This is a genomic window from Actinoalloteichus hoggarensis (assembly GCF_002234535.1).
In the GTDB taxonomy this organism is placed as follows: Bacteria; Actinomycetota; Actinomycetes; order Mycobacteriales; family Pseudonocardiaceae; genus Actinoalloteichus_A; species Actinoalloteichus_A hoggarensis.
Genome location: NZ_CP022521.1, coordinates 1839931 through 1859330, shown reverse-complemented (window position 1 = coordinate 1859330; position 19400 = coordinate 1839931). Strand labels below are relative to the sequence as shown.

Genomic DNA, 19400 nt, shown 5'->3' with positions numbered 1-19400 from the left:
GGTGAACGAGCACGTAGCGGCCGTCGAACGAGCCATGGTGGTCATCCGCAGGATGCAGAGTCGCCGAGTCATCGGGCGTCTCGCGAGCGAGCAGAACGGCGTCTCGCCGAGCACCGCGGGCTTCGAGGTGCTCGACGCGGTCGAGGCCGCCGAGCTGGACGGACGACCGATCGGTGTCACCGACGTCGCCTCGGCGCTGTCGGTGGACCGGCCGAGGGCCAGCCGACTGGTCTCCGAGCTGGTCTCCGCAGGATTGCTGCGCCGGGAGGCCGATCAACGAGACGGGCGCCGCACGGTGCTGACCCGCACGGCCGAAGGCCGTACCGCCTCGGCGGCAGTCCACCGGTTCCGGCAGAGCGTCCTGGCCGCCGCGATGTCCACGTTCAGCTCCGAGGATCAAGCCGACTTCGCGCGATTGCTCACCGCGTTCGCGGCTCGACTGCCCACCGGGTCCGACTCCTGATCGGCGGCGCCGCCCCGCGCGGCCCGCACGGCGGGAGCCGACGGGACGGGACGCCCCCGGGACGGCGCCGATTCGGTCGAGGACGATCAGCGGAGCCGCCTCGGCCCCGCATCCGAGGTGGGCTCCGGACCGAGGACGATCCGGGCACCGGCGACGTACGCACCCGAGGCGGCCGACAGCACCGGGTCGAGCGACAGCATCCGAACGGCACGCACGTCCTCGGCGAGGGCGGAGACCCGAGAGACCAGGTCCGCCAAGGCCACCAGGTCACACGGCGTGCTGCCCCGATACCCGGTGAGCAGCGGTGCGGCCCTCGGCTCGCGGATCACCGCGTCGACGTCCACGTCGGTCAGCGGCACCGCCCGATACACCCGGTCGCCGAGGAGCTCCCCCGCGATCCCGGACAGCCCGAAGGACAACAACGTGCCGAACGAGGGGTCGTCCTGTAACGCGATCACACAGGACACGCCGGCGGGCGCCATCCGCTGCACGTACAGCCCTCCCGTCGGAGACGCCTCCCGCAGACCATGGAACGCCGACCGCACCTGATCCGGACTCGTGAGACCCAACCGGACGCCGACCAGGTCCGGCCGATGCCGTAGGGCGGGATTCGCGCTCTTCAACGCCACGGGGAAGCCCAGCTCCGATGCGGCGTCCAGCGCCTCCTCGAGCGACTCGACGAGGGTGAAGGGCACCGGCTCGATGCCGTAGCAGCCCAGCAGCTCGCCGACCTGGTCGTCCGACAACGTGATCGTCGCCCGATCCGAGGCAGTGGACGAGCCCGCCGTCGACGGACTCGATCCGTCTGCCGCGACCGGCGCCGAGCCGAGCCGCGCTCGCCAGGCATCGACGAGACCGGCGGCACGGTCGGGCTCGACACCCGCCGGACGGTAGGCCTCGCCCTGCGGCGCGGACCGCCATCGGGCGTGGCGAACGGTCCTGGCCAGCGCGGACACCGCACGTTCCGGGCTCGGATACGACGGCACGGAGCCCGGTCCCGGCGAGCCGCCGGGACCGAGGACGGCCAGCTCGTCCGGAATGCCCTCCACCGCGAGGAACGTCGAGACGACCGGCTTACGGATTCCGCCGGGCGGGTCGGACACCGCGGCCCGCAGGGCCCTCGCATAGGCGCTGCCGGGCACCGCCACAGGCGGCACGAACACCGCCACCAGCGCGTCGACGTCGGGAGACTCGATCGCCGCACGCACGGCGGACGCGAACTGCTCCGGCGTCGCGGCGGCGCCGACGTCCACCGGGCCGCCCGTGAGCCGCAGGCCCTCGGCCAGCGCGACGTCGGCCGCGAGCAGTCCCAGCGCGGTCGAGTTGCCGACGATCGACACCCGGTCACCCGCGGGCAACGGCTGATTCGCCAGGACGAGTGCCGTGTCGAAGAGCTGGGCCAGCGTCTCCACCCGGATCACCCCCGACCGCTCGAACAGCGCCGCGACGCTGGTCTCGTCCACCGGAACCGACGTCGCCGCCAGGGCGGGCGGACCCGAATGCCTGCCCGACTTGACCGCCACGATCGGCTTGGTGCGGCCGAGCCTGCGGGCAAGTCGCGCGAACTTGCGGGGATTGCCGAAGGACTCCAGGTAGAGCAGGACCACGTCGGTGCCCGGGTCGGTCTGCCAGTACTGGAGGAGATCATTGCCCGAGACGTCGGCGCGGTTGCCCGCCGAGACGAACGTGGACAGGCCCAGTCCTCGTGCGGCGGCCGCGGCCAGGATCGCGGTACCCAGCGCACCGGACTGACAGAAGAAGCCGACCCGTCCCGGCGCGGGCAGACCAGGCGCCAGGGAGGCGTTCAAGCGCACCTCGACATCGTTGTTGACCACGCCGAGCGCGTTCGGGCCGACGACTCGCATCCCGTGCGCCCGCGCCGCCCGGACGAGGCGCCGCTCGGCGCCCAACCCGTCCTCGCCCGTCTCGCCGAAGCCCGCGCTGATCACCACCAGCGCCTTCACGCCCTTGGCCAGACAGCCGTCGAGCACCTCGTCCATCCGCGCCGCGGGCACCGCCACCACCGCGAGATCGACCTCGTCGGGGATGTCCACCACCGAGGGATAGGCCCGGACGCCCCGCACCGAGCGATGCTCCGGGTTGACCGGATACACCGGTCCGGCGAAGTCGGCCGCCAACAGATTGGTCAGCACCGCATGGCCCAGCTTGGCGTGGTCGGTGGAGGCCCCGATCACCGCCACCGAACCGGGATGCAGCAGATTGTGGACGCTGCGAGCCTCGGCGGCCTGTTCACGCGCCCTGGCGACGGCCACGGACCGTTCGGTCGGGTCGATGGTGAACTCCAGGTGCAGGACGCCCTCGTCGTGCTCCCGACGCACCGTGTATCCCGCTTCGCGGAACACCGAGACCATCTGGACGTTCTCCGCGAGGACCTCGGCCTCGAAGCCGCGAAGGCCGCGCTCCCGCGCCGCGGCAGCCAGATGCTCCAGCAGGATCGAACCGAGTCCACGGCCCTGATGGCCGTCCTCGACGACGAACGCGACCTCCGCGGCCGCGCTCCCCGGCAGTCGGTCATAGCGGCCGACGGCGACGATGTCGTCACCGAGCAGTGCCCCGAACGCGACCCGTTCGCGGTGATCGACGGTGCTGAACCGCCGGATGTCCGAGGCGGGCATCCGGGGGTAGGCGCCGAAGTAACGCAGGTAGCGGGTCCGCTCGCTCATCCGGGAGTGCAGCGCCACCAGGCGCGGACCGTCCTCGGGCACCAACGGCCGCAGATGCACGGTGCCGCCGTCGCTGAGCACCACGTCGGCCGCCCAGTGGGCGGGCGCACCGGTCGCCGTCGCCGTCTCCTCCCGTCGTCGGGATTCGGAACTCATCAGCCGCCGCCCTTCTCGTCGACCGCCGCGGACGTCGCACCGAAGACGCGGACCCGCCGGTCAAGGCCGATACACCGCACCATGTGCGGCGCCGCGCCGCCGTCCCCACCGTGGCACGACGACGCCGAGTCGCCAACAGGTTCGGGCCTCGATCGGGGTCCGCGCCGATCGACACCGGGTACCACGTCGACGGGCGTGGGCAACCGATTCGTTCGGGCTCCACGAGGCCTGCCGACCATGCCCTCTCGACGACGCGCTGGGACGGCGACCACCACGGAGCGTCGGCGGGCAGGCCGCACCGACGTCGAGCGGTGGATCGGGGCGGTCTGCGACGCCGCTCAGTCCCGTCGGTCGTGCGGGTCGAGTCCGTACAGGGGGAACACCGCCCGGCGGACGGCCGACACGGCCCGATCGACCGGATGCGACACGCCGCCGTCCCAGGCCGGGAAACTGCCTGCTCCATCCCCATCGCCGCGAAGGTCGTCCGACATCGTGGCCGGAACGGGCACGTCGGGGGCCAGCTCGGCGACATGAGCCTGCCATCCCGCCGGCGTCGCCGTCTCGGGCCGAAGGTCACGGTCCAGCACCACCGCCAGCAGATGCGTCCACGACCTCGGCACCACCCGATACGGTGAGTAACCGCCGCCGCCGAGCGCAAGCCAGCGCCCTCCGGCGTGAGCCCGCGCCAGATCCCGCAGAGTCCGATAGATCGCCCGATGCCCGTCGACCGTCAACGCGAGATCCGCCAGCGGGTCCTCCCGGTGAGTGTCGACGCCGCACTGCGTGACGAGCAGCTGCGGCTCGAATGCCGCGAGCACCGAGGGCACCACCGCATGGAAGGCACGCTGCCAGCCGGCGTCGTCGGTGCCCGGCGGCAGCGCCAGGTTCACCGTGCGGCCCTCGGCGCCCGGGCCGCCCACCTCGTCGGGGCTGCCTGTTCCCGGCCAGAGCGTCGTCGGATGCTGGTGGACCGAGACGGTCAGCACCCGCGGATCGTCATGGAAGGCGGCCTGCACCCCGTCGCCGTGGTGCACGTCCACGTCGAGGTACGCCACCCGCTCCAGGCCCTGCTCGAGAAGCCACGTGATGGCGGCCACGCAGTCGTTGTAGACGCAGAACCCCGCCGCTCGACCGGCCATCGCGTGGTGCAGCCCGCCCGCGATGTGCACCGCTCGGTCCGCGCGACCCTCGATGATCTCCCGTGCCCCGGCGACCGAACCGCCTGCGATCAGGGCGGACGCCTGATGCATACCGGGGAAGATCGGGTTGTCCACCGTGCCGAGGCCGAAGCGGGCGATGAGCTCCGGGCGCACTTCGGCATCAGGCTCGGAGGCCGCACGAACGGCGGCGAGATAGGCGTGGTCATGGATGCCCGCGAGCAACGTCTCGTCCACCGGCGTCGGCCGAACCAGCGATACCTCGTCGAGGACTCCCGACTCACGAGCCAGCCGCATCGTCAGGTCGAGCCGGAGCGGGGTGAGCGGATGGGACGCCCCCATGTCGTATCCGAGGAGGTCCGCATCCCACACGATCGCCGCCGACGCCACCGGCCGACCGTACCGCTTCGAGGCGCCCCGGCGGCGGGATCGCCCGAGCACGAGCCATCGCAGGCGGGTCCTCGCTCGTCGCGAAGCGCTCATCCCCGGACACGCTGCGTCGGAGTTCGCCGTTCAACGTGTGGTGCGGCGGGGTCGTCGGCTACCGTCTCAGCGATCCTGCCTGCCTCCATGGTCCGGCCAGATCTCCCATGGTGCCGAATCCGGGATCAGCTCGACGGAGTCCACTCCGGACGTCGTGAAACCGAATGTGCCCGGCGCCCGTCTGAAAGGTATGCGCGCCATGTCTCAGCGAAGCCTGACCACCGCGATCAGTGCCCTCCTGCTCGTTCTCGGTTTAGGAGCGTGTGCCACGCCGGTGGCGGGCACCGCCTCTCCCGCACCCGGCGCGGGCGGCTCGCGGTCCGACGAAGCGCAGGAGACCGGTTCGGACACGGACGAGACCTCTTCGCCGTCGATCCCGATCCCCGACCCCACCACCCCGACGCCGGACAGCGGCGGCAGCGGAGGAGGCGGCGGTGCGAAGAACCCCGGGGACGTCGAGGCCTTCTGCGGCATCGTGGACGCGGCTGCCATCGCGGCCGCCGTCGGCTCATCCGACGTGGGTGAGGCCAATGACTATTCGACCACCTGTAGTTACTCGATCGAGCTGGACGGGACGTCGCACAACTACCTCGGTTTCGGCGTGACCTACTGGGGCGAGGAGGTGCGGGAGGACGGCGAGGAGGACACCGAGATCCTCGGGCACCCTGGCTACCGCCTGGTCGACGACGGACGCTGCGAGTTCGGCGCCGTGGTCAACGAGGACCCGTCGGTCGTCTTCAACACGATCTACGTCGACCTCGACACCTTCGGCGACGTCTCCCGCGATCTCTGCACCGAGGCCGAGGCCGTGCTGAGCCTCATCTACGACGCGGTGCCCGCCGCCTGAACAGGTCTGATCCTCGCAGCCCGATGACGGACCGCGGAAGGGTCGACGGGCAGACGCACCGGGGCCGCGCCTGCGGCCGTAGACACACCGCGTGCGGTCCGCCGCCCGCACCGCCGTCCCGCCGTGATCCGGTCGACGGAGCCGGGCAGGTAACCCGCCCGCGGTGTGCTCCGGGCGGGCGACTCGGCCGACTCGAACCGGCCCGCGCTCGAGATCCACGCCTCGGATCTGGACGAACTCGAGTCGACGGGGACCGGCTCGCCTCGGGCGCGCCCACGAGTTCTCCAGGACCCCGGGGCCCAGGAGTCAAGGTGACGTCGGCAGCCGTCCCGCGTCACCGGCGGTCCGCCGCCGGGTACCGCACCGCGGCCCCGGCACGCGCGGACCGAGGGCGGCCCCGGCCATGGCCGGACGGACCGCCCGCCCGACGGGCGGCGGCTCACGCGTTGCCCGACGTGAGTTCGACGCCCATCGGGAGGCAAACGGGCTGCCGACTCCGGGCATCGCACACGTCGGAGCCGACTCGCGTCGCCCGGGCCTTCACGGGTTCGCCGTGCGGCGATGTCAACGCGGCGAGGCGCCCAGGACAGCACGGCGCCGCGGCTGCGCGGCCCATTCCGACCAGGAGCCCGCGTAGAGCGCGGCCGGCCGGTCGGGGCCGCTCAGGCCTGCGGTCTCCAGCGCCAGCAGTACCGAACACGCGGTGACCCCTGATCCGCAGTAGGCACCGACCGGCGTGCCCTCGGTGACACCCAGCGCCGCGAAACGCTCGGCCAGCTCGGCGGGAGAACGCCAGCGGCCCGATTCGTCGAGATGCTCGACGAACGGGGCGTTGCGAGCACCGGGAACGTGGCCCGGCCTCGCGTCCACCGGCTCCACCTCACCGCGATAGCGCTGTGGCGCCCGCGCGTCCAGCAGCACCCCACGCTCGGCCAGCTCCTCCGCGCCGGCGGCGTCGAGCACCGGCAGGCTTCCCGGCAGCACCACGACGTCACCCGGCTCCGGGTGCGGAACGACGGTCGTGACCTCTCGGCCCTCCGCCGTCCAGGCCGCGAACCCGCCGTCCAGCACCGCGACCTGCTCATGCCCCGACCAGCGCAGCAGCCACCAGGCACGCGCGGCCACCGAGCCGTCGGCGGCGTCATAGGCGACGACCGGACGATCGGCGCCGACCCCCGCGGCCCGGAGAACGGCCTCCAGATCCTCGGGAGCGGGGAGCGGATGTCTGCCGCCGGGCCCCGCCGGAGCGGCCAGATCGCGGTCGAGGTCCAGGAAGACCGCACCGGGCAGATGGCCCGCCTCATAGGCGAGGAGCCCGGGCGGCCCGGTGAGGGCCCACCGCACGTCCAACAGCACCGGCGGGTTCTCGCCCGCCATCGCCTCGGCCAGTTCCTCGGTACTCACCAACGGCTGCACAGCCCACATCCTCGCGGAACCAGGCCGGAAAGGTCCACCACGCCACGCCTGTGGCGGACCGAGCCGGATCCGGCAGGCACCCTACGATGAAGACGGTGGACGATCACACCGCATCGTCGGCGACGACGTACGCGAGGCGGGCGGCGCGGGGTGACGGAGACGCCGAACACGAGAAGGGACGAGAGGGCGCGGCCGGGACGTCGGCGGCCGTCGAATCCGTCACATGACGTGAGAACGAGGAACAACGGCAGGCTTTAGGATGTCGTGGTAGCCGGTAGCGCGGCCCCACCGCTCGCGTGCCGAGGTGTCGGGCTGCTCGCGGCCCCTCCTGGCGGCGTGACCTCCATTCTCTTACGACAAGACCGACTTCTGCGACCTGCCCACTACTGCCACAAGCTCTAAGACTTTCAACAGGGGAGCCGGCGTGAACGAGCTCATCGACACCACCGAGATGTACCTGCGCACGATCTACGACCTCGGCGAGGAGGGCGTGATCCCACTGCGCGCCCGCATCGCGGAGCGACTGGGTCAGAGCGGCCCCACCGTCAGCCAGACGGTCGCCAGAATGGAACGGGACGGGCTGCTCATCGTGGCCGAGGACCGCCATCTCGAGCTGACCAGCGCCGGGCGGGAACGCGCCGAGGCGGTGATGCGCAAGCATCGCCTGGCCGAACGGCTGCTCGTCGACGTCATCGGTCTGGAATGGGAGCACGTGCACAGCGAGGCGTGCCGCTGGGAACACGTGATGAGCGAGGCCGTCGAACGCAAGCTCGTCACGCTGCTGGGCAACCCCACCACCTCCCCGTACGGCAATCCGATCCCCGGCTTGGACAAGCTCGGCGTCGGTGAGCCCGCACCCCCGATGGAGACCGACCTGCTGCGGCTCGACGAGATCGCTCGCCGGGGCGGCGGTCAGGCACAGGTCTGCCGGATCGCCGAGTACGTGCAACTCGATCCCGACCTGATGGCGCACCTCAAGGAGGCCGGTGTCATGCCCGACCGGGTGGTCACCGTCTCCTCAGCGGACGGGTCCAGCGAGATCAAGGTGACCGGGCCCGGCGGAAGCGCGCAGCTCGCGGCCAACATCGCGCACGCCGTGCTGGTGCGCGCCCTGTGAGCACCGACATCCACATCGAAGAGCCGTCCACCGCGTCCGCCGACTCGGCGGTCGCGGCACAGCGCGCCGTCGCGGCCTTCCAGGCCCGATACGGTCGAGCCCCCGACGTCTGCTGGGGGGCACCCGGCCGGGTCAATCTGATCGGTGAGCACACCGATTACAACGACGGCTTCGTGCTGCCGTTCGCGCTGCCGCATCGCACCGTCGTCGCGGCCTCGGCTCGCGACGACGGACTGTTGAACCTCACGACCGTCGGAAGCGACGGCAGGCCCCAGGTCGCCGAACCGGTGCGTGTCGACGAGCTGGCACCCGGGCAGGTCACCGGTTGGGCGGCGTATCCCGCCGGAGTCGCCTGGGTGCTGCGCGAAGAGGGTGTCCCGCTCGGCGGCGCCGACCTGGTGATCTGCGGCGACGTCCCGACCGGAGCGGGCCTGTCCTCCTCCGCGGCGTTGGAGTGCGCCACGGCGCTGAGCCTGCTGGACCTCGCGGGCAGGCCGGTGGACGCGGCGGGCGAAGCGGAACGTCCGGACCTCACTCTGATCGCGCGGTGGGCCCAGCGCGCCGAGAACGACTTCGTCGGCGCGCCGACCGGCGTTCTCGACCAGACGGCGTCGCTGTGCTGCACGGCGGCGCACGTCCTGTTTCTGGACGTCCGGTCCGGCGAGCAGATCCAGGTCCCCTTCGACACCGCGGCGCACGGCCTGCGGCTGCTCGTCATCGACACCCGGACACGGCACGCGCACTCCGAGTCGGGGTACGGGGAACGACGGCGCGGCTGCGTCGCGGCCGCCGAGGCCCTGCGGGTGGGGTCGCTGCGGGAGGTCACGCGGGACGGGCTCGACGCCGCGACGGCGCGCCTGCCCGAGGAGCTTCGGCCGCTGCTCCGCCATGTGGTGACGGAGAACGCCAGGGTCGAGTCGGTGGTGGAGTCGTTGAGGGCGGGCAGGCTCGACACGATCGGCCCGCTGCTCACCGCCTCCCATGAGAGCCTTCGGGACGACTACCGAGTCTCCAGCACCGAGCTCGACCTCGTCGTCGACGCGGCGCTGGCGGCGGGGGCCCTCGGCGCACGGATGACCGGAGGCGGGTTCGGGGGGTCGGCGATCGCCCTTATACGGTCTGCGGCACAGGCGGAGATCGAAGAGTCGATCATCGCCGCGTTCGACGAGCGTGGGCTGGCACACCCTCGGTTCTTCATGGCGCTGCCCTCCGCGGGAGCAGGCCGCGAGGAGCCGTCAACGGACTGATCCCCCGGCCGGCCGCCTCGATCGAGCGCTCCCCCGCGCGGCGTCAAGGGAAGGCTGGAGAACGTGAAGCTGCTGGTGACAGGTGGAGCCGGATACGTAGGCAGTGTCTGCGCGGCTCGGCTGGTCGAAGAGGGCCATGAGGTCGTGGTGGTCGACGATCTGTCGACCGGCCACGCCGACGCCGTTCCCGAGGGCGCCACGTTCGTCCAGGCCGACCTGGCGGACGCTGCCGACGACCTGCTGGCCGACGGGGTGGAGGGCGTCCTGCACTTCGCGGCGAAGTCGCTGGTCGGCGAATCCATGACCGATCCGGCGAAGTACTGGGACGGCAACGTGGTGACCTCGCTGCGACTGCTCGCGGCCGTGCACCGGCACGGTGTCCCCCGCCTGGTCTTCTCCTCCACCGCGGCGACCTACGGCGAGCCCGAGCAGGTGCCGATCCCCGAGTCCGCGCCCACCCGGCCCACCAACACATACGGTGCCACCAAGCTCGCGATCGACCACGCCATCACCTCCTACGCCGACGCACACGGCCTCGCGGCGGTGAGCCTCCGGTACTTCAACGTCGCGGGCGCCCACGACCGGTTCGGCGAGCGCCACGCCACCGAGACACACCTCATTCCGCTGGTGCTTCAGGTGGCGTCGGGTTTACGCGCCCAGGTGTCGATCTACGGCGACGACTGGCCGACCGAGGACGGCACCTGCGTCCGGGACTACATCCATGTGACCGATCTGGCAGATGCTCACCTGCTCGCGCTGCGGCACGCCACGGCGGGCCTGCACCGGATCTACAACCTCGGCAACGGCACCGGCTTCTCCGTCAAGGAGGTCATCGACGCCTGCAGGCGCGTCACCGGACACGCCATCCCGGCCGAGCTCGCGCCCCGCCGGGCCGGTGATCCCGCGACCCTGGTGGCGGCCGCGGACCGGGCCCGCACCGAACTCGGCTGGAAGCCGGAGCGTCCCGACCTGGACACCATCGTCGCCGACGCCTGGCGCTTCACCCAGAGCCGACTGGGAGGCTGACCCATGACGACTCCGACCTCCGCGGACCATTCAGGAGATCACAACGCCGACGACTCGGCGGAGACGTTCCTCGATCTCGACCGCTTCGTCGCCGTCCCCCGGCTGAGTTCGCTGACCGTGTCGCCGACCGGCGATCGACTGGTCACCGTGGTCACGGAACTGGCCGAGGACGGCAAGACCTGGCAGGGCGCGCTCTGGGAACTCGACCCTGAAGGCAGGCGGCCCGCTCGCAGGCTGACCAGGTCGGCCGCGAGCGAGTCGAGCCCGCTGCTGTGCCCGGACGGCTCGCTGCTGTTCGTCTCCTCCCGCCGCGATCAGGAGACGGCAGCCTCGGCGAAGGACACGTCCGGGGCCGCCGCGCTGTGGCTGCTGCCGCCCACCGGCGAGGCCCGGCAGGTCTTCGCCCCTCCCGGCGGTGTTCAGGACGTCCAGGTCTCGGCGGACACCGGCCGGGTCGTCGTCGCGGCCGCGACGCTGCCCTTCGTCGACTTCGGCGCGGCCGACGCGGAGAAGCGCACGGCACGAGAGAAGGCCGGTGTCACGGCGATCCTGCACGAGTCGTATCCGGTGCGATTCTGGGATCACGACCTCGGTCCGGCGCACACCCGCCTACTCGCCGCCGAGGCCCTCGACGCCGACGCCGGTCGACTCGTCGACCCGCTCGACCTGACGCCCGAGGCCACCGGCCAGGTCGGACTGCCCCTGGCGATCAGCCCGGACGGGGCCTTCGTCGCTCACACGCTCCGCGTCGAGGTGTCCCCGCAGGAGGGCGGCCGCATGGCCGTCGTGGTTCTCGACGCGAACACCGGGGAGAGGAGAGCGTTCTTCGAGGCGGCGGACTCGTCCCTTCGTCCCGCCGCCTTCGCCGCCGACTCGTCCTTCCTCTTCTGCCTGCGCCAGTCGGAGGCCACGGCCGACGAACCGCCGGATGTGACCCTCGTCCGCGCCGATCTCGCCACGGGCGAGCTGACCGACCTGCTGCCCGACTTCCCGTTCTGGCCCGCGGACGTGACGCCCGCTCGCGATGGCGGCAGCCTGTTCCTGGTCGCCAACGTAGGCGGACGGACGCCGGTGTTCCGTCTCGATCTGACGGACGGCCGACTCGACCGCCTCACCGGTGAGGGGGTGTACTCCGACCTCCAGCCGGGTGCCGAGCCCGACGTGCTGTTCGCGCTGCGCTCCTCGATCGACCACCCGGCACAGCCGGTGCGGATCGACACCACCCGCACCGATCAGGACCCGGTGAGGCTGCCCGCCCCTGGCACGGTGGCCACGCTTCCCGGAACGCTCACCGAGATCGAGACCACCGTCGACGACGGCCGCACCGTACGGGCCTGGCTGGCGCTGCCCGCCGGGGCCGACGCGGCGAACCCTGCTCCCCTGCTGCTGTGGGTGCATGGCGGGCCGATGATGAGCTGGAACAGCTGGACGTGGCGTTGGAGTCCGTGGACCGCCACCGCACGCGGCTACGCGGTGCTGCTCCCGGACCCCGCGCTGTCCACGGGATACGGCCAGGACTTCATCCGGGTGGGCTGGCGACGGTGGGGCGCGGCTCCGTACACCGATCTGATGGCGATCACCGACACGGCGCTGGAGCGGGCGGACCTCGACGAGCGCCGCACGGCGGCGATGGGCGGCTCCTTCGGGGGATACATGGCCAACTGGATCGCCACCAGCACCGATCGATTCGATGCCGTGGTGACCCACGCATCGTTGTGGAACATCGATCAGTTCTCCGGGACGACCGACAACGGTTACTTCTGGCAACGTGCGCTGGGCGACCCGCTGACCGAGCCGGACGTGGTGGCGTCGAACTCGCCACACCTTCGGGTAGCCGACATCCGCACACCGATGCTGGTGATCCACGGTGACCGTGACTACCGCGTGCCGATCGGCGAGGCGCTGCGGCTGTACCACGATCTCGCTCGGCACGGCGTACCCGCCCGGTTCCTGTACTTCCCCACCGAGAACCATTGGGTTCTGACGCCCGGCAACGCCAAGATCTGGTACGAGACGGTGTTCGCGTTCCTCGCCGAACGAGTGCTCGGTGAGGACTGGCGGCGGCCCGAGCTGCTCTGATCCGCTGTCGCCGCTCTCGACACAGGCGCCGCATGCGGTTGACGAGGGCGGCGACAACGGTGGTCAGGCATGCCGCGAGCCTGCGGGCGTACTCCGTCATGACGTCCATGGCGACCTCCTTGAGTTCGGCCTCGGGCTGGGGAAGTCGGTGGAGCCGGGCGGCACCGCGTTCGGTCACCAGGCGTCCTGATCCTCGGACTCGATGGCGAGCAGGGCCTCTTCGGCGTTGGTCGCGATCACCACCGCGAGTCTCCTCGGCGGGACGCCGGACTGAAGCAGTTCGTCGAGCAGTCGAGCGAGCGCGTGGTCCGAGTCGGCGGCTCTCGCCTCGGACAGCGCGAGGCTCGCCAGCGCCCCGTCACCGCGCAGGTAGGCCGACAACGCGAGAAGGGCCGCGGGCTCGGCCCGCGCCGGGGCGGGCGTGGCCTTGGTGAGGGCCAGCCACAGGCCTTCCGCCGCGGCGGCACGAGGGCCGTCACACCAGCGCATGCAGGCGTCGCGGACTCGGCGATCGGTGAGTGAGAAGGCCAGCCGCACGACGAGTTCGTCGTCGACGAGCAGCCTGCCCCGCTCTGCCGCCTCCAGCGCCCGATGCAGCGCGGCGAGGTCGCGGCGTGCGGCCGCCGCACCGCCCAGCGTGCGATCCAGGTCGCCCGCCTCGGCGGCTTCGGTGATCAGCTCGGCACGGCGGAGCAGGGTCGTCTCGTCGTCGGGGTCGAGCAGTCCTGCCAGCTCGGTGCGGTCGGCGAAGGTGACCAGGCCCGCGGCCGCGCTCGCGGCCGCCAGAGCGGTGGCGGCCGGGTCGGGCAGCCTGCCGGTGCAGTCGGCCTCGGTGTAGCAGACCCACCGGCTGTCCGTCGAGGTGTCGGGAGTCCAGACGGAGTGCAGGCACGGCATGCCCGCGTCGGCCAGCGCCCGCTCCACCGCCTCGACCAGCGCTCGGTGCGGCGGCCCGTCGACTCGATGGTGGCTGCCGCCGCCGACCACGACGAGGAGCACCCCCGTGGTCGGCTGGGTCCGGACCGGAGCCAGCAGGGTCTGCTGGACGGCGTCGTACTCGTCGGGGCCGGGAAGGTCGAGCCGGATGCTCACGCCGACGCGCGAACGGTCGCCGCCGCAGAGGGTGATCAACACCAGCGAATCAGCGGGGTGGAAGCCCAGCAGATGTGGTACGGCGGCGATCAGCTCCCCGGGATCGTGGAGACGGACACAGGACGTCAGCGGCGTGGTCATGGCATGACCATGCGTGATCAGCTCTGCCCGGCGCCCGTCGTCGACGGCTCCCCTGTGGACAACTCGACTATGTGGACAACCCGGCTCCCGAACGGGTGATCATCAACCGAAGGCCTGGGTCAGTGTGCTACGCCCGCCGACCGTGGGCAGGATCAGGCGGGTCCGCCCCAGCTCGACCGCCAGCCCCGCGCCGGGCGCGGGCCGCAGGGTGAAGTCACGATCGCTGGAGAGCAGCACGAGACCCAGCTCGTGTCCGGCGGGCAGCACGTAATCCTGCGCCTGCATCGCCAGTTCGACCCGATAGGTCTCGCCGGGCACGATCGGGCTCGTCCGGTCGACGGCGTCCCGGTTCTGCGGATCCGTCCAACCACGGGTGATGATCCGGGTGTCGCCGTCGGGCGCACGGTCCACCAGCAACGCCGAGAGGTTCGCGGCCGGACGGGTGAAGGAGACGGCGAAGTCGACCCGGGGTGTGCCGCTCAGGCGTACGTCCTCGGTGGCGGGGGGCGTGTAGTACGCCAGCCGGTTCCCGGACCGCGGGGAGTCGACGAGGGACTGCGCCGACTTGGTGGCGTCGTCGAAGAACCGCTCGACGGTCGCGCTGCCGGGCACCGCGTAGGACGGGTCGAGGGCGCCTTCGGCCGCACCGCCGGGCCACGGCCACAACGAGGCGTCCGAGGTTCCGGGGGCAGGCCAGTCGGCCTCGACGGTCCAGGAACCGTCCTCACGCTGGACCGTGGCCCTCGGCTCCTGCGCCACGCCGTTGTCCACACGATGCAGGTAGTTGGTGAACCACCTGTTGAGCGTGTCGAGCCATTCCTCGCGCCGGACCGACAGTGGGTCTACATGGCCTGCCTGGTGCAGCCAGATGGCGCGGGGCACGTCGTGCTGGGCCAAGGCGTCGTACCACTGGGCCACCTGCCCGGTCTTGACGTTCCAGTCGGCCAGCCCGTGCACGGCCAGGACGGCGGCCTGCACCCGGTCGGCGTCGTTCAGGTAGTTGCGCTCATCCCAGAACCGGTTGTAGTCGCCGGTGACCCGGTCCTGCTGCTCGGTCAGCGCGTCGATGACGGGGGCGCAGACCTCGCGGTCGGCCCTGGTGTGGACGTACTCGGCGAGGACGTCGGCGTCTTCCCCCTGGTATCCGCCGGGCGCGACTACGGCGCCGTCGGCACGGTAGTAGTCGTACCAGCTGGAGATGGCCCCGATGGGGACGACGACCTCCAAGCCCTCGACGCCCGTCGCCGCCACGGCGTTGGGGAGGGTGCCGTTGTAGGAGACGCCCATCATCCCGACGTGTCCCGTAGTCCATCCGGCGTCGACCGGCTCGCCCGCGGCGTCCCGGCCCGGGGCGCGGCCGTTGAGCCAGTCGACCACCGAGCGGGCCCCGATGGTCTCGTTCTCGCCGCCGGTGGTGGGGCAGCCGGTCGACAGCCCGGTGCCCAGCGACTCCGCGTAGACGACCGCGTATCCCCTGGCGAGGAGGAACGACTCGTACGCCGAGGTGATCGCGGGCCGCGCGGCGGTCTGCCCGGCCGCTGCGTCACGCGCGGCCGAGGTGGCCGCCGCGGTGACCGCGGGCTGCCCCGGCACATGCAGTTCGACGTCGACGTCGTGGAACTCCAGCGGGTTGCCGCCCGAGAAGTAGGGACTCACGAAGTAGACGACCGGCAGGCGGAGCCCGTCTTCGGTGACGTCTGGACGCACGACCTCGACGTAGACCTCGTCATCGCGACCGTCGCCGTCGCTGTCCACGGGAGCCTGGACGTACAGGCTTTCGCGAATCACCGCGGTCGGATCGAGTACCGGCTGAGACGCGCCGCCCTCGAAGTCCAGCGAGGGCGTGGCGGTCACGTCGTGATCCTGTTCGCCGAGCGCGGGCGCGGCCAACGCGGGGACCGCGAGGACGGGCAGCGTGAGGGCGGCGGCGAGCAGGACACCTCGGGCACGTCGCAAGGCAACTCCCCGTGCAGATTCGGACACCGAACGGACTGTGATCACCCTTGCCGGAGGTGGGATCGGTGTCAAGCGGCGCGGTCGACGAGGTCGTGCTTCCCTGATCAGCCGACCTGTGGCACATTGTCCGTACCACTTGTACGTACCGACGTTGCTGCGCTGCGAGAGGACCAGCCACGTCACCGACGTGTCGGAAGGACGACCATGAGCGAGCGACTTCGCTCCGTGGTCCCCCTGTTCGGGACCATGACCCGCATCCCCGGCGGGCTGATGCTGATTCCGCTGGTCCTCGGTTCACTGCTGGGCACCTTCGCACCCGGCGCCCTGGAGATCGGCGGGTTCACCACGGCGCTGTTCAAGGACAGCGCGATGCCGCTCATCGCACTGCTGATCTTCGTCACCGGCACGCAGGTCACCGGCCGCACCGGCGGCCCCGTCCTGGCCACGGCGGGCACACTTCTGCTCACGAAGAGCCTGATCCCCGCACTGCTCGTGGTGACACTCGGCGGTCTCGTCGGCATCGAGGGCGTCCTCGGCGTCTCGATCCTCGCCCTGCTGGCCGCGCTGGACAACAGCAACGGCGGACTGTGGCTGGCCTTCTCCGGGCAGTACGGCGACGAGCGCGATCGCGGCGCCTACATGGCCAGCGCGATCAACGACGGTCCCTTCCTCACCCTGCTGTTCCTCGGCGCGTCGGGGCTCGGCGACATCCCCGTCGTCGCCCTCGTCGCGGCGCTGGTGCCCTTCGTCCTCGGCGTGATCGTCGGCAATCTGGACGCGCAGTGGCGCGAGGTCCTGCGCCCCGTGCCCAACATCGTCATCCCCTTCTTCGCCTTCGCCCTCGGGACCGCCATCGACCTCGGCTCGATCGTCAGCGGCGGCCTCAGCGGCCTGGTCCTCGGTCTCCTCGTCACGCCGATCACCGGCGGACTGGTCTACCTCGGCTATCGATTCCTCCTACGCAGGGGCAGCCGGAGCGGCCTCGGCTTCGCGGCGGGCACGACCGCGGGCAACGCGATCGCCACTCCGGCGGTGGTCGCCGCCGCGGACCCGCGCTTCGCCGAGTTCGTCGGGACCGCGACCGCGCAGGTGGCGACCTGCGTGTTGATCACCGCCATCACCGCCCCGCTGTTCGCCTCCTGGGTCCTCCGGCGCAACGGAGCACTTCAGCAGACCCTGCCCGAAACGGAGTCCCCCGCATGAGCGCCAGGATCGCCATCATCGCCGACGACCTCACCGGGGCGAACGACACCGCCGTGCAGTTCGCCCGAGCAGGCTGGGACACCGAACTACAGTTCCGGCAGGCGAACACCGACTCCGAGGTGATCGCGGTGACCACCGACTCCCGCCACCTCCCGCCCGCCGAGGCCGCCAGACTGGTCACGGACGCGGTAACCCGGCTCCGGAAGGCGGGCGTCGAGCACCTGTACAAGAAAGTCGACTCGACCGTCCGCGGCCCCGTCGCCGAGGAGACGGCGGCGGCGATCGCCGCATGGGGCCACGACGCGCTGGCGGTGGTGTGCCCGGCCTTTCCCGCGGCAGGCCGCGTCGTACGAGCGGGCACCCTGCTGGTCGACGGCGTGCCGGTGGCCGAGACCGCGGCGGGGTCGGACCCGGTGACCTCGGTCCGCGACAGCCTGCTCCCCCGGCTCTTCGGCGGCGTCGGCGTCAGCCTGACCGGGCTCGCCGACCCCGTGGCCGCCGCGGAGCGGCTGCGCACGGCGGGACCGCTCGTGGTCGTCGACGCCGAGACCGAGGACGACCTGGCGCTGCTGGCCGCCGCTGTCGAACGGCTCGGGCCGACGGTGGTACCGGTGGGCTCGGCGGGTCTGGGCAGACACCTGGCCCGGGTGTGGAAGCGCCCGACACAGGGCGCCGCCCTGGTCGTCGTCACCTCACTGCACCCTGCCACCCGCGGGCAGACGGCCCGGCTCGCGACGGATCACCCCGGCCGAGCGTTCCAACCGTCCGCCGAGGTGATCGCCGACGCCGACCGGTGGCGACACTGGTGCGAACGGTTCCTCGCGACCGCCCCCACGACGGACGCCCCGACGCTGCTGATCAGCCCGGACGACGTGGGCGGGGGAACGGACGCGACGATCATCGCGAGCCGCCTCGCCGAACTCACGGCCGAGGTGATCGACCGTCATCCCGTCGGCGGGCTCGTGCTCACCGGCGGCGACGGCGCCCGCGCCGTGCTCGACGTGCTCGGCGCCACCGGGCTCCGGCTGTTGGACGAGGTGGTCCCCGGCGTGCCGCGAGGCACCATCCTCGGCGGTCGGGCCGAGGGCCTGTCCGTGGTGACGAAGGCGGGCGGGTTCGGCGACGAGGATGTGCTGTCGTCGGCCGTCGAGGCGGTCACTCGAGGAAGGAGCCCGAAGTGACGAGCCCCGTTCTCGCACTCACCATCGGCGACGTGGCGGGCATCGGCCCGGAGATCACCGCCAAGGCGCTTCTCGGCCATGCCGACCTCCGCGCCGTCTGCGTCCCGGTGGTCATCGGAGACGCCGATGCCATGCGATCAGGAGTTCGGGCCGCGGGCGGCGACCCTTCGAAGGTCAGGCTGATCGAGTCACCCCGGCAGGCACGCAACGAGCCGGGGACCATCGAGCTGATCCAGGTCGGGGACTCGCTCGCGGACGTGCCGCCCGGTGCCGTCCATCCCAAGGCTGGCGACGGCGCGGTCCGCTTCGTCCAGGCCGCCTGCGCGCTGGCGCGGGCGGGCGAGGTCGACGGCATCGTCACCGCACCGTTGAACAAGGCGGCGATGCACACCGCGGGACACCGCTGGCCCGGCCACACCGAACTGCTGGCCCACGAGTTCGGAGTACGAGACTTCAGCCTCGTCCTCTCGGCGGGAGAGCTGTTCGTCTTCCACTTCACCACCCACGTCTCGTTGCGCGATGCCATCGAGGGCGTGACCAGGGAACGAGTGGCCTCCGTGCTGCGGCTGGCGAGCTCCTTCGGAGCGGCGTCGGGCAGGCCCGCGGAGCCGATCGGCGTCGCGGGACTCAACCCGCACGCGGGCGAGGATCGGCTGTTCGGCGACGAGGACGCCGACGTGCTCGCACCGGCCATCGCCGAGGTCGCCGCCGAGGGGATCAACGCGGTGGGCCCCCTCCCGGCGGACGCGCTGCTCCCGGCGGCCGTCCGAGGAAAGTGGCGACTCGTCGCCGTCTGCTACCACGATCAAGGACACGCGCCGTTCAAGGCGGTCTACGGCGACGACGGGGTCAACATCACCGTCGGTCTGCCGGTCGTGCGGGTCTCCGTGGATCACGGCACGGCGTTCGACATCGCGGGCACCGGCCAGGCCAGGGAGGCCAGCCTGGTGCTGGCGCTGCGCCGGGCAGCCGAACTCGCTCCCGGCTGGGGCCATGTTCGGCGGAGTGCGGCACATGCGGACACGGCCTCATAGCCGCAGGTCGGCGGGTGAAGCCGGCGCGATCGGGGCGTGGCGTGGCTGAGGTGGACGGGGAAGCGGCCACGATGGACGCCGCCCCCTTCCGAGGGGGAGGAGCGGCTCGGCCCCAGGC

Annotated in this window: 14 protein-coding genes; 9 read left to right on the top strand and 5 right to left on the bottom strand. The window is 71.7% G+C overall.

Translation table 11 applies throughout. From position 1 onward, the window contains the following. Nucleotide 1: 1 nt before the first annotated feature. Nucleotides 2-463: a MarR family winged helix-turn-helix transcriptional regulator gene (locus tag AHOG_RS08255; protein ID WP_093940821.1), complete on the top strand. Its 462-nt coding sequence runs from the start codon at nucleotides 2-4 to the stop codon at nucleotides 461-463. Nucleotides 464-549: 86 nt separating this feature from the next. Here the strand turns inward: AHOG_RS08255 and AHOG_RS08250 are convergent, their stop codons facing one another. Next, nucleotides 550-3303: a bifunctional acetate--CoA ligase family protein/GNAT family N-acetyltransferase gene (locus tag AHOG_RS08250; RefSeq protein ID WP_093940820.1), complete on the bottom strand. Its 2754-nt coding sequence runs from the start codon at nucleotides 3301-3303 to the stop codon at nucleotides 550-552. Nucleotides 3304-3641: 338 nt separating this feature from the next. Then, complete coding sequence (locus AHOG_RS08245) at nucleotides 3642-4850, bottom strand: acetoin utilization protein AcuC (RefSeq protein ID WP_093944273.1); 1209 nt, start codon at nucleotides 4848-4850, stop codon at nucleotides 3642-3644. 292 nt (nucleotides 4851-5142) lie between these two features. Between AHOG_RS08245 and AHOG_RS08240 the strand changes: the two genes are divergently transcribed. Further along, nucleotides 5143-5790 carry a DUF3558 domain-containing protein gene (locus AHOG_RS08240; protein ID WP_157736715.1) on the top strand — a complete coding sequence of 216 codons (648 nt, stop codon included), beginning with the start codon at nucleotides 5143-5145 and terminating at the stop codon, nucleotides 5788-5790. Between the two features lie 564 nt (nucleotides 5791-6354). Here the strand turns inward: AHOG_RS08240 and AHOG_RS08235 are convergent. Next, the gene (locus AHOG_RS08235; RefSeq protein ID WP_093940818.1) at nucleotides 6355-7206 is read right to left on the bottom strand and encodes a sulfurtransferase; all 852 of its coding nucleotides are present in this window, start codon (nucleotides 7204-7206) and stop codon (nucleotides 6355-6357) included. Nucleotides 7207-7630: 424 nt separating this feature from the next. On the opposite strand from AHOG_RS08235, the gene AHOG_RS08230 reads away from it, so the two are divergent. The 4 genes from AHOG_RS08230 (at nucleotide 7631) to AHOG_RS08215 (ending at nucleotide 12675) form a co-directional block, all read left to right on the top strand. Then, nucleotides 7631-8323 carry an iron-dependent transcriptional repressor DtxR gene (locus tag AHOG_RS08230; RefSeq protein WP_093940817.1) on the top strand — a complete coding sequence of 231 codons (693 nt, stop codon included), beginning with the start codon at nucleotides 7631-7633 and terminating at the stop codon, nucleotides 8321-8323. After that, the gene (galK, locus tag AHOG_RS08225) at nucleotides 8320-9570 is read left to right on the top strand and encodes a galactokinase (RefSeq protein ID WP_376700041.1); all 1251 of its coding nucleotides are present in this window, start codon (nucleotides 8320-8322) and stop codon (nucleotides 9568-9570) included. Before AHOG_RS08230 ends, galK begins: the two co-directional genes overlap by 4 nt. A gap of 63 nt (nucleotides 9571-9633) precedes the next feature. Beyond that, nucleotides 9634-10596: a UDP-glucose 4-epimerase GalE gene (gene galE, locus AHOG_RS08220; protein ID WP_093940816.1), complete on the top strand. Its 963-nt coding sequence runs from the start codon at nucleotides 9634-9636 to the stop codon at nucleotides 10594-10596. Nucleotides 10597-10599: 3 nt separating this feature from the next. Continuing rightward, nucleotides 10600-12675 carry a S9 family peptidase gene (locus AHOG_RS08215; protein WP_093940815.1) on the top strand — a complete coding sequence of 692 codons (2076 nt, stop codon included), beginning with the start codon at nucleotides 10600-10602 and terminating at the stop codon, nucleotides 12673-12675. A 174-nt stretch (nucleotides 12676-12849) separates the two neighbouring features. Here AHOG_RS08215 and AHOG_RS08210 read toward each other — a convergent pair whose 3' ends face one another. Then, nucleotides 12850-13908 carry a DUF4192 domain-containing protein gene (locus tag AHOG_RS08210; RefSeq protein WP_093940814.1) on the bottom strand — a complete coding sequence of 353 codons (1059 nt, stop codon included), beginning with the start codon at nucleotides 13906-13908 and terminating at the stop codon, nucleotides 12850-12852. Between the two features lie 102 nt (nucleotides 13909-14010). After that, on the bottom strand, nucleotides 14011-15864 hold the full coding sequence (locus AHOG_RS08205) for a Xaa-Pro dipeptidyl-peptidase (RefSeq protein WP_093940813.1): 1854 nt from the start codon (nucleotides 15862-15864) through the stop codon (nucleotides 14011-14013). Nucleotides 15865-16068: 204 nt separating this feature from the next. Between AHOG_RS08205 and AHOG_RS08200 the strand changes: the two genes are divergently transcribed. The 3 genes from AHOG_RS08200 to pdxA are packed head-to-tail and all read left to right on the top strand — an operon-like array spanning nucleotide 16069 to nucleotide 19282. After that, nucleotides 16069-17067 (top strand): 2-keto-3-deoxygluconate permease, encoded by a 999-nt coding sequence (locus tag AHOG_RS08200; RefSeq protein ID WP_093940812.1) that lies wholly within the window; start codon nucleotides 16069-16071, stop codon nucleotides 17065-17067. Continuing rightward, nucleotides 17064-18248: a four-carbon acid sugar kinase family protein gene (locus AHOG_RS29300; protein ID WP_211290554.1), complete on the top strand. Its 1185-nt coding sequence runs from the start codon at nucleotides 17064-17066 to the stop codon at nucleotides 18246-18248. The genes AHOG_RS08200 and AHOG_RS29300 overlap by 4 nt, the downstream gene beginning before the upstream one ends. Continuing rightward, nucleotides 18245-19282, top strand: coding sequence for a 4-hydroxythreonine-4-phosphate dehydrogenase PdxA (gene pdxA, locus AHOG_RS29295; RefSeq protein WP_211290553.1), 1038 nt, complete (start codon nucleotides 18245-18247; stop codon nucleotides 19280-19282). Before AHOG_RS29300 ends, pdxA begins: the two co-directional genes overlap by 4 nt. Nucleotides 19283-19400 lie beyond the last annotated feature (118 nt).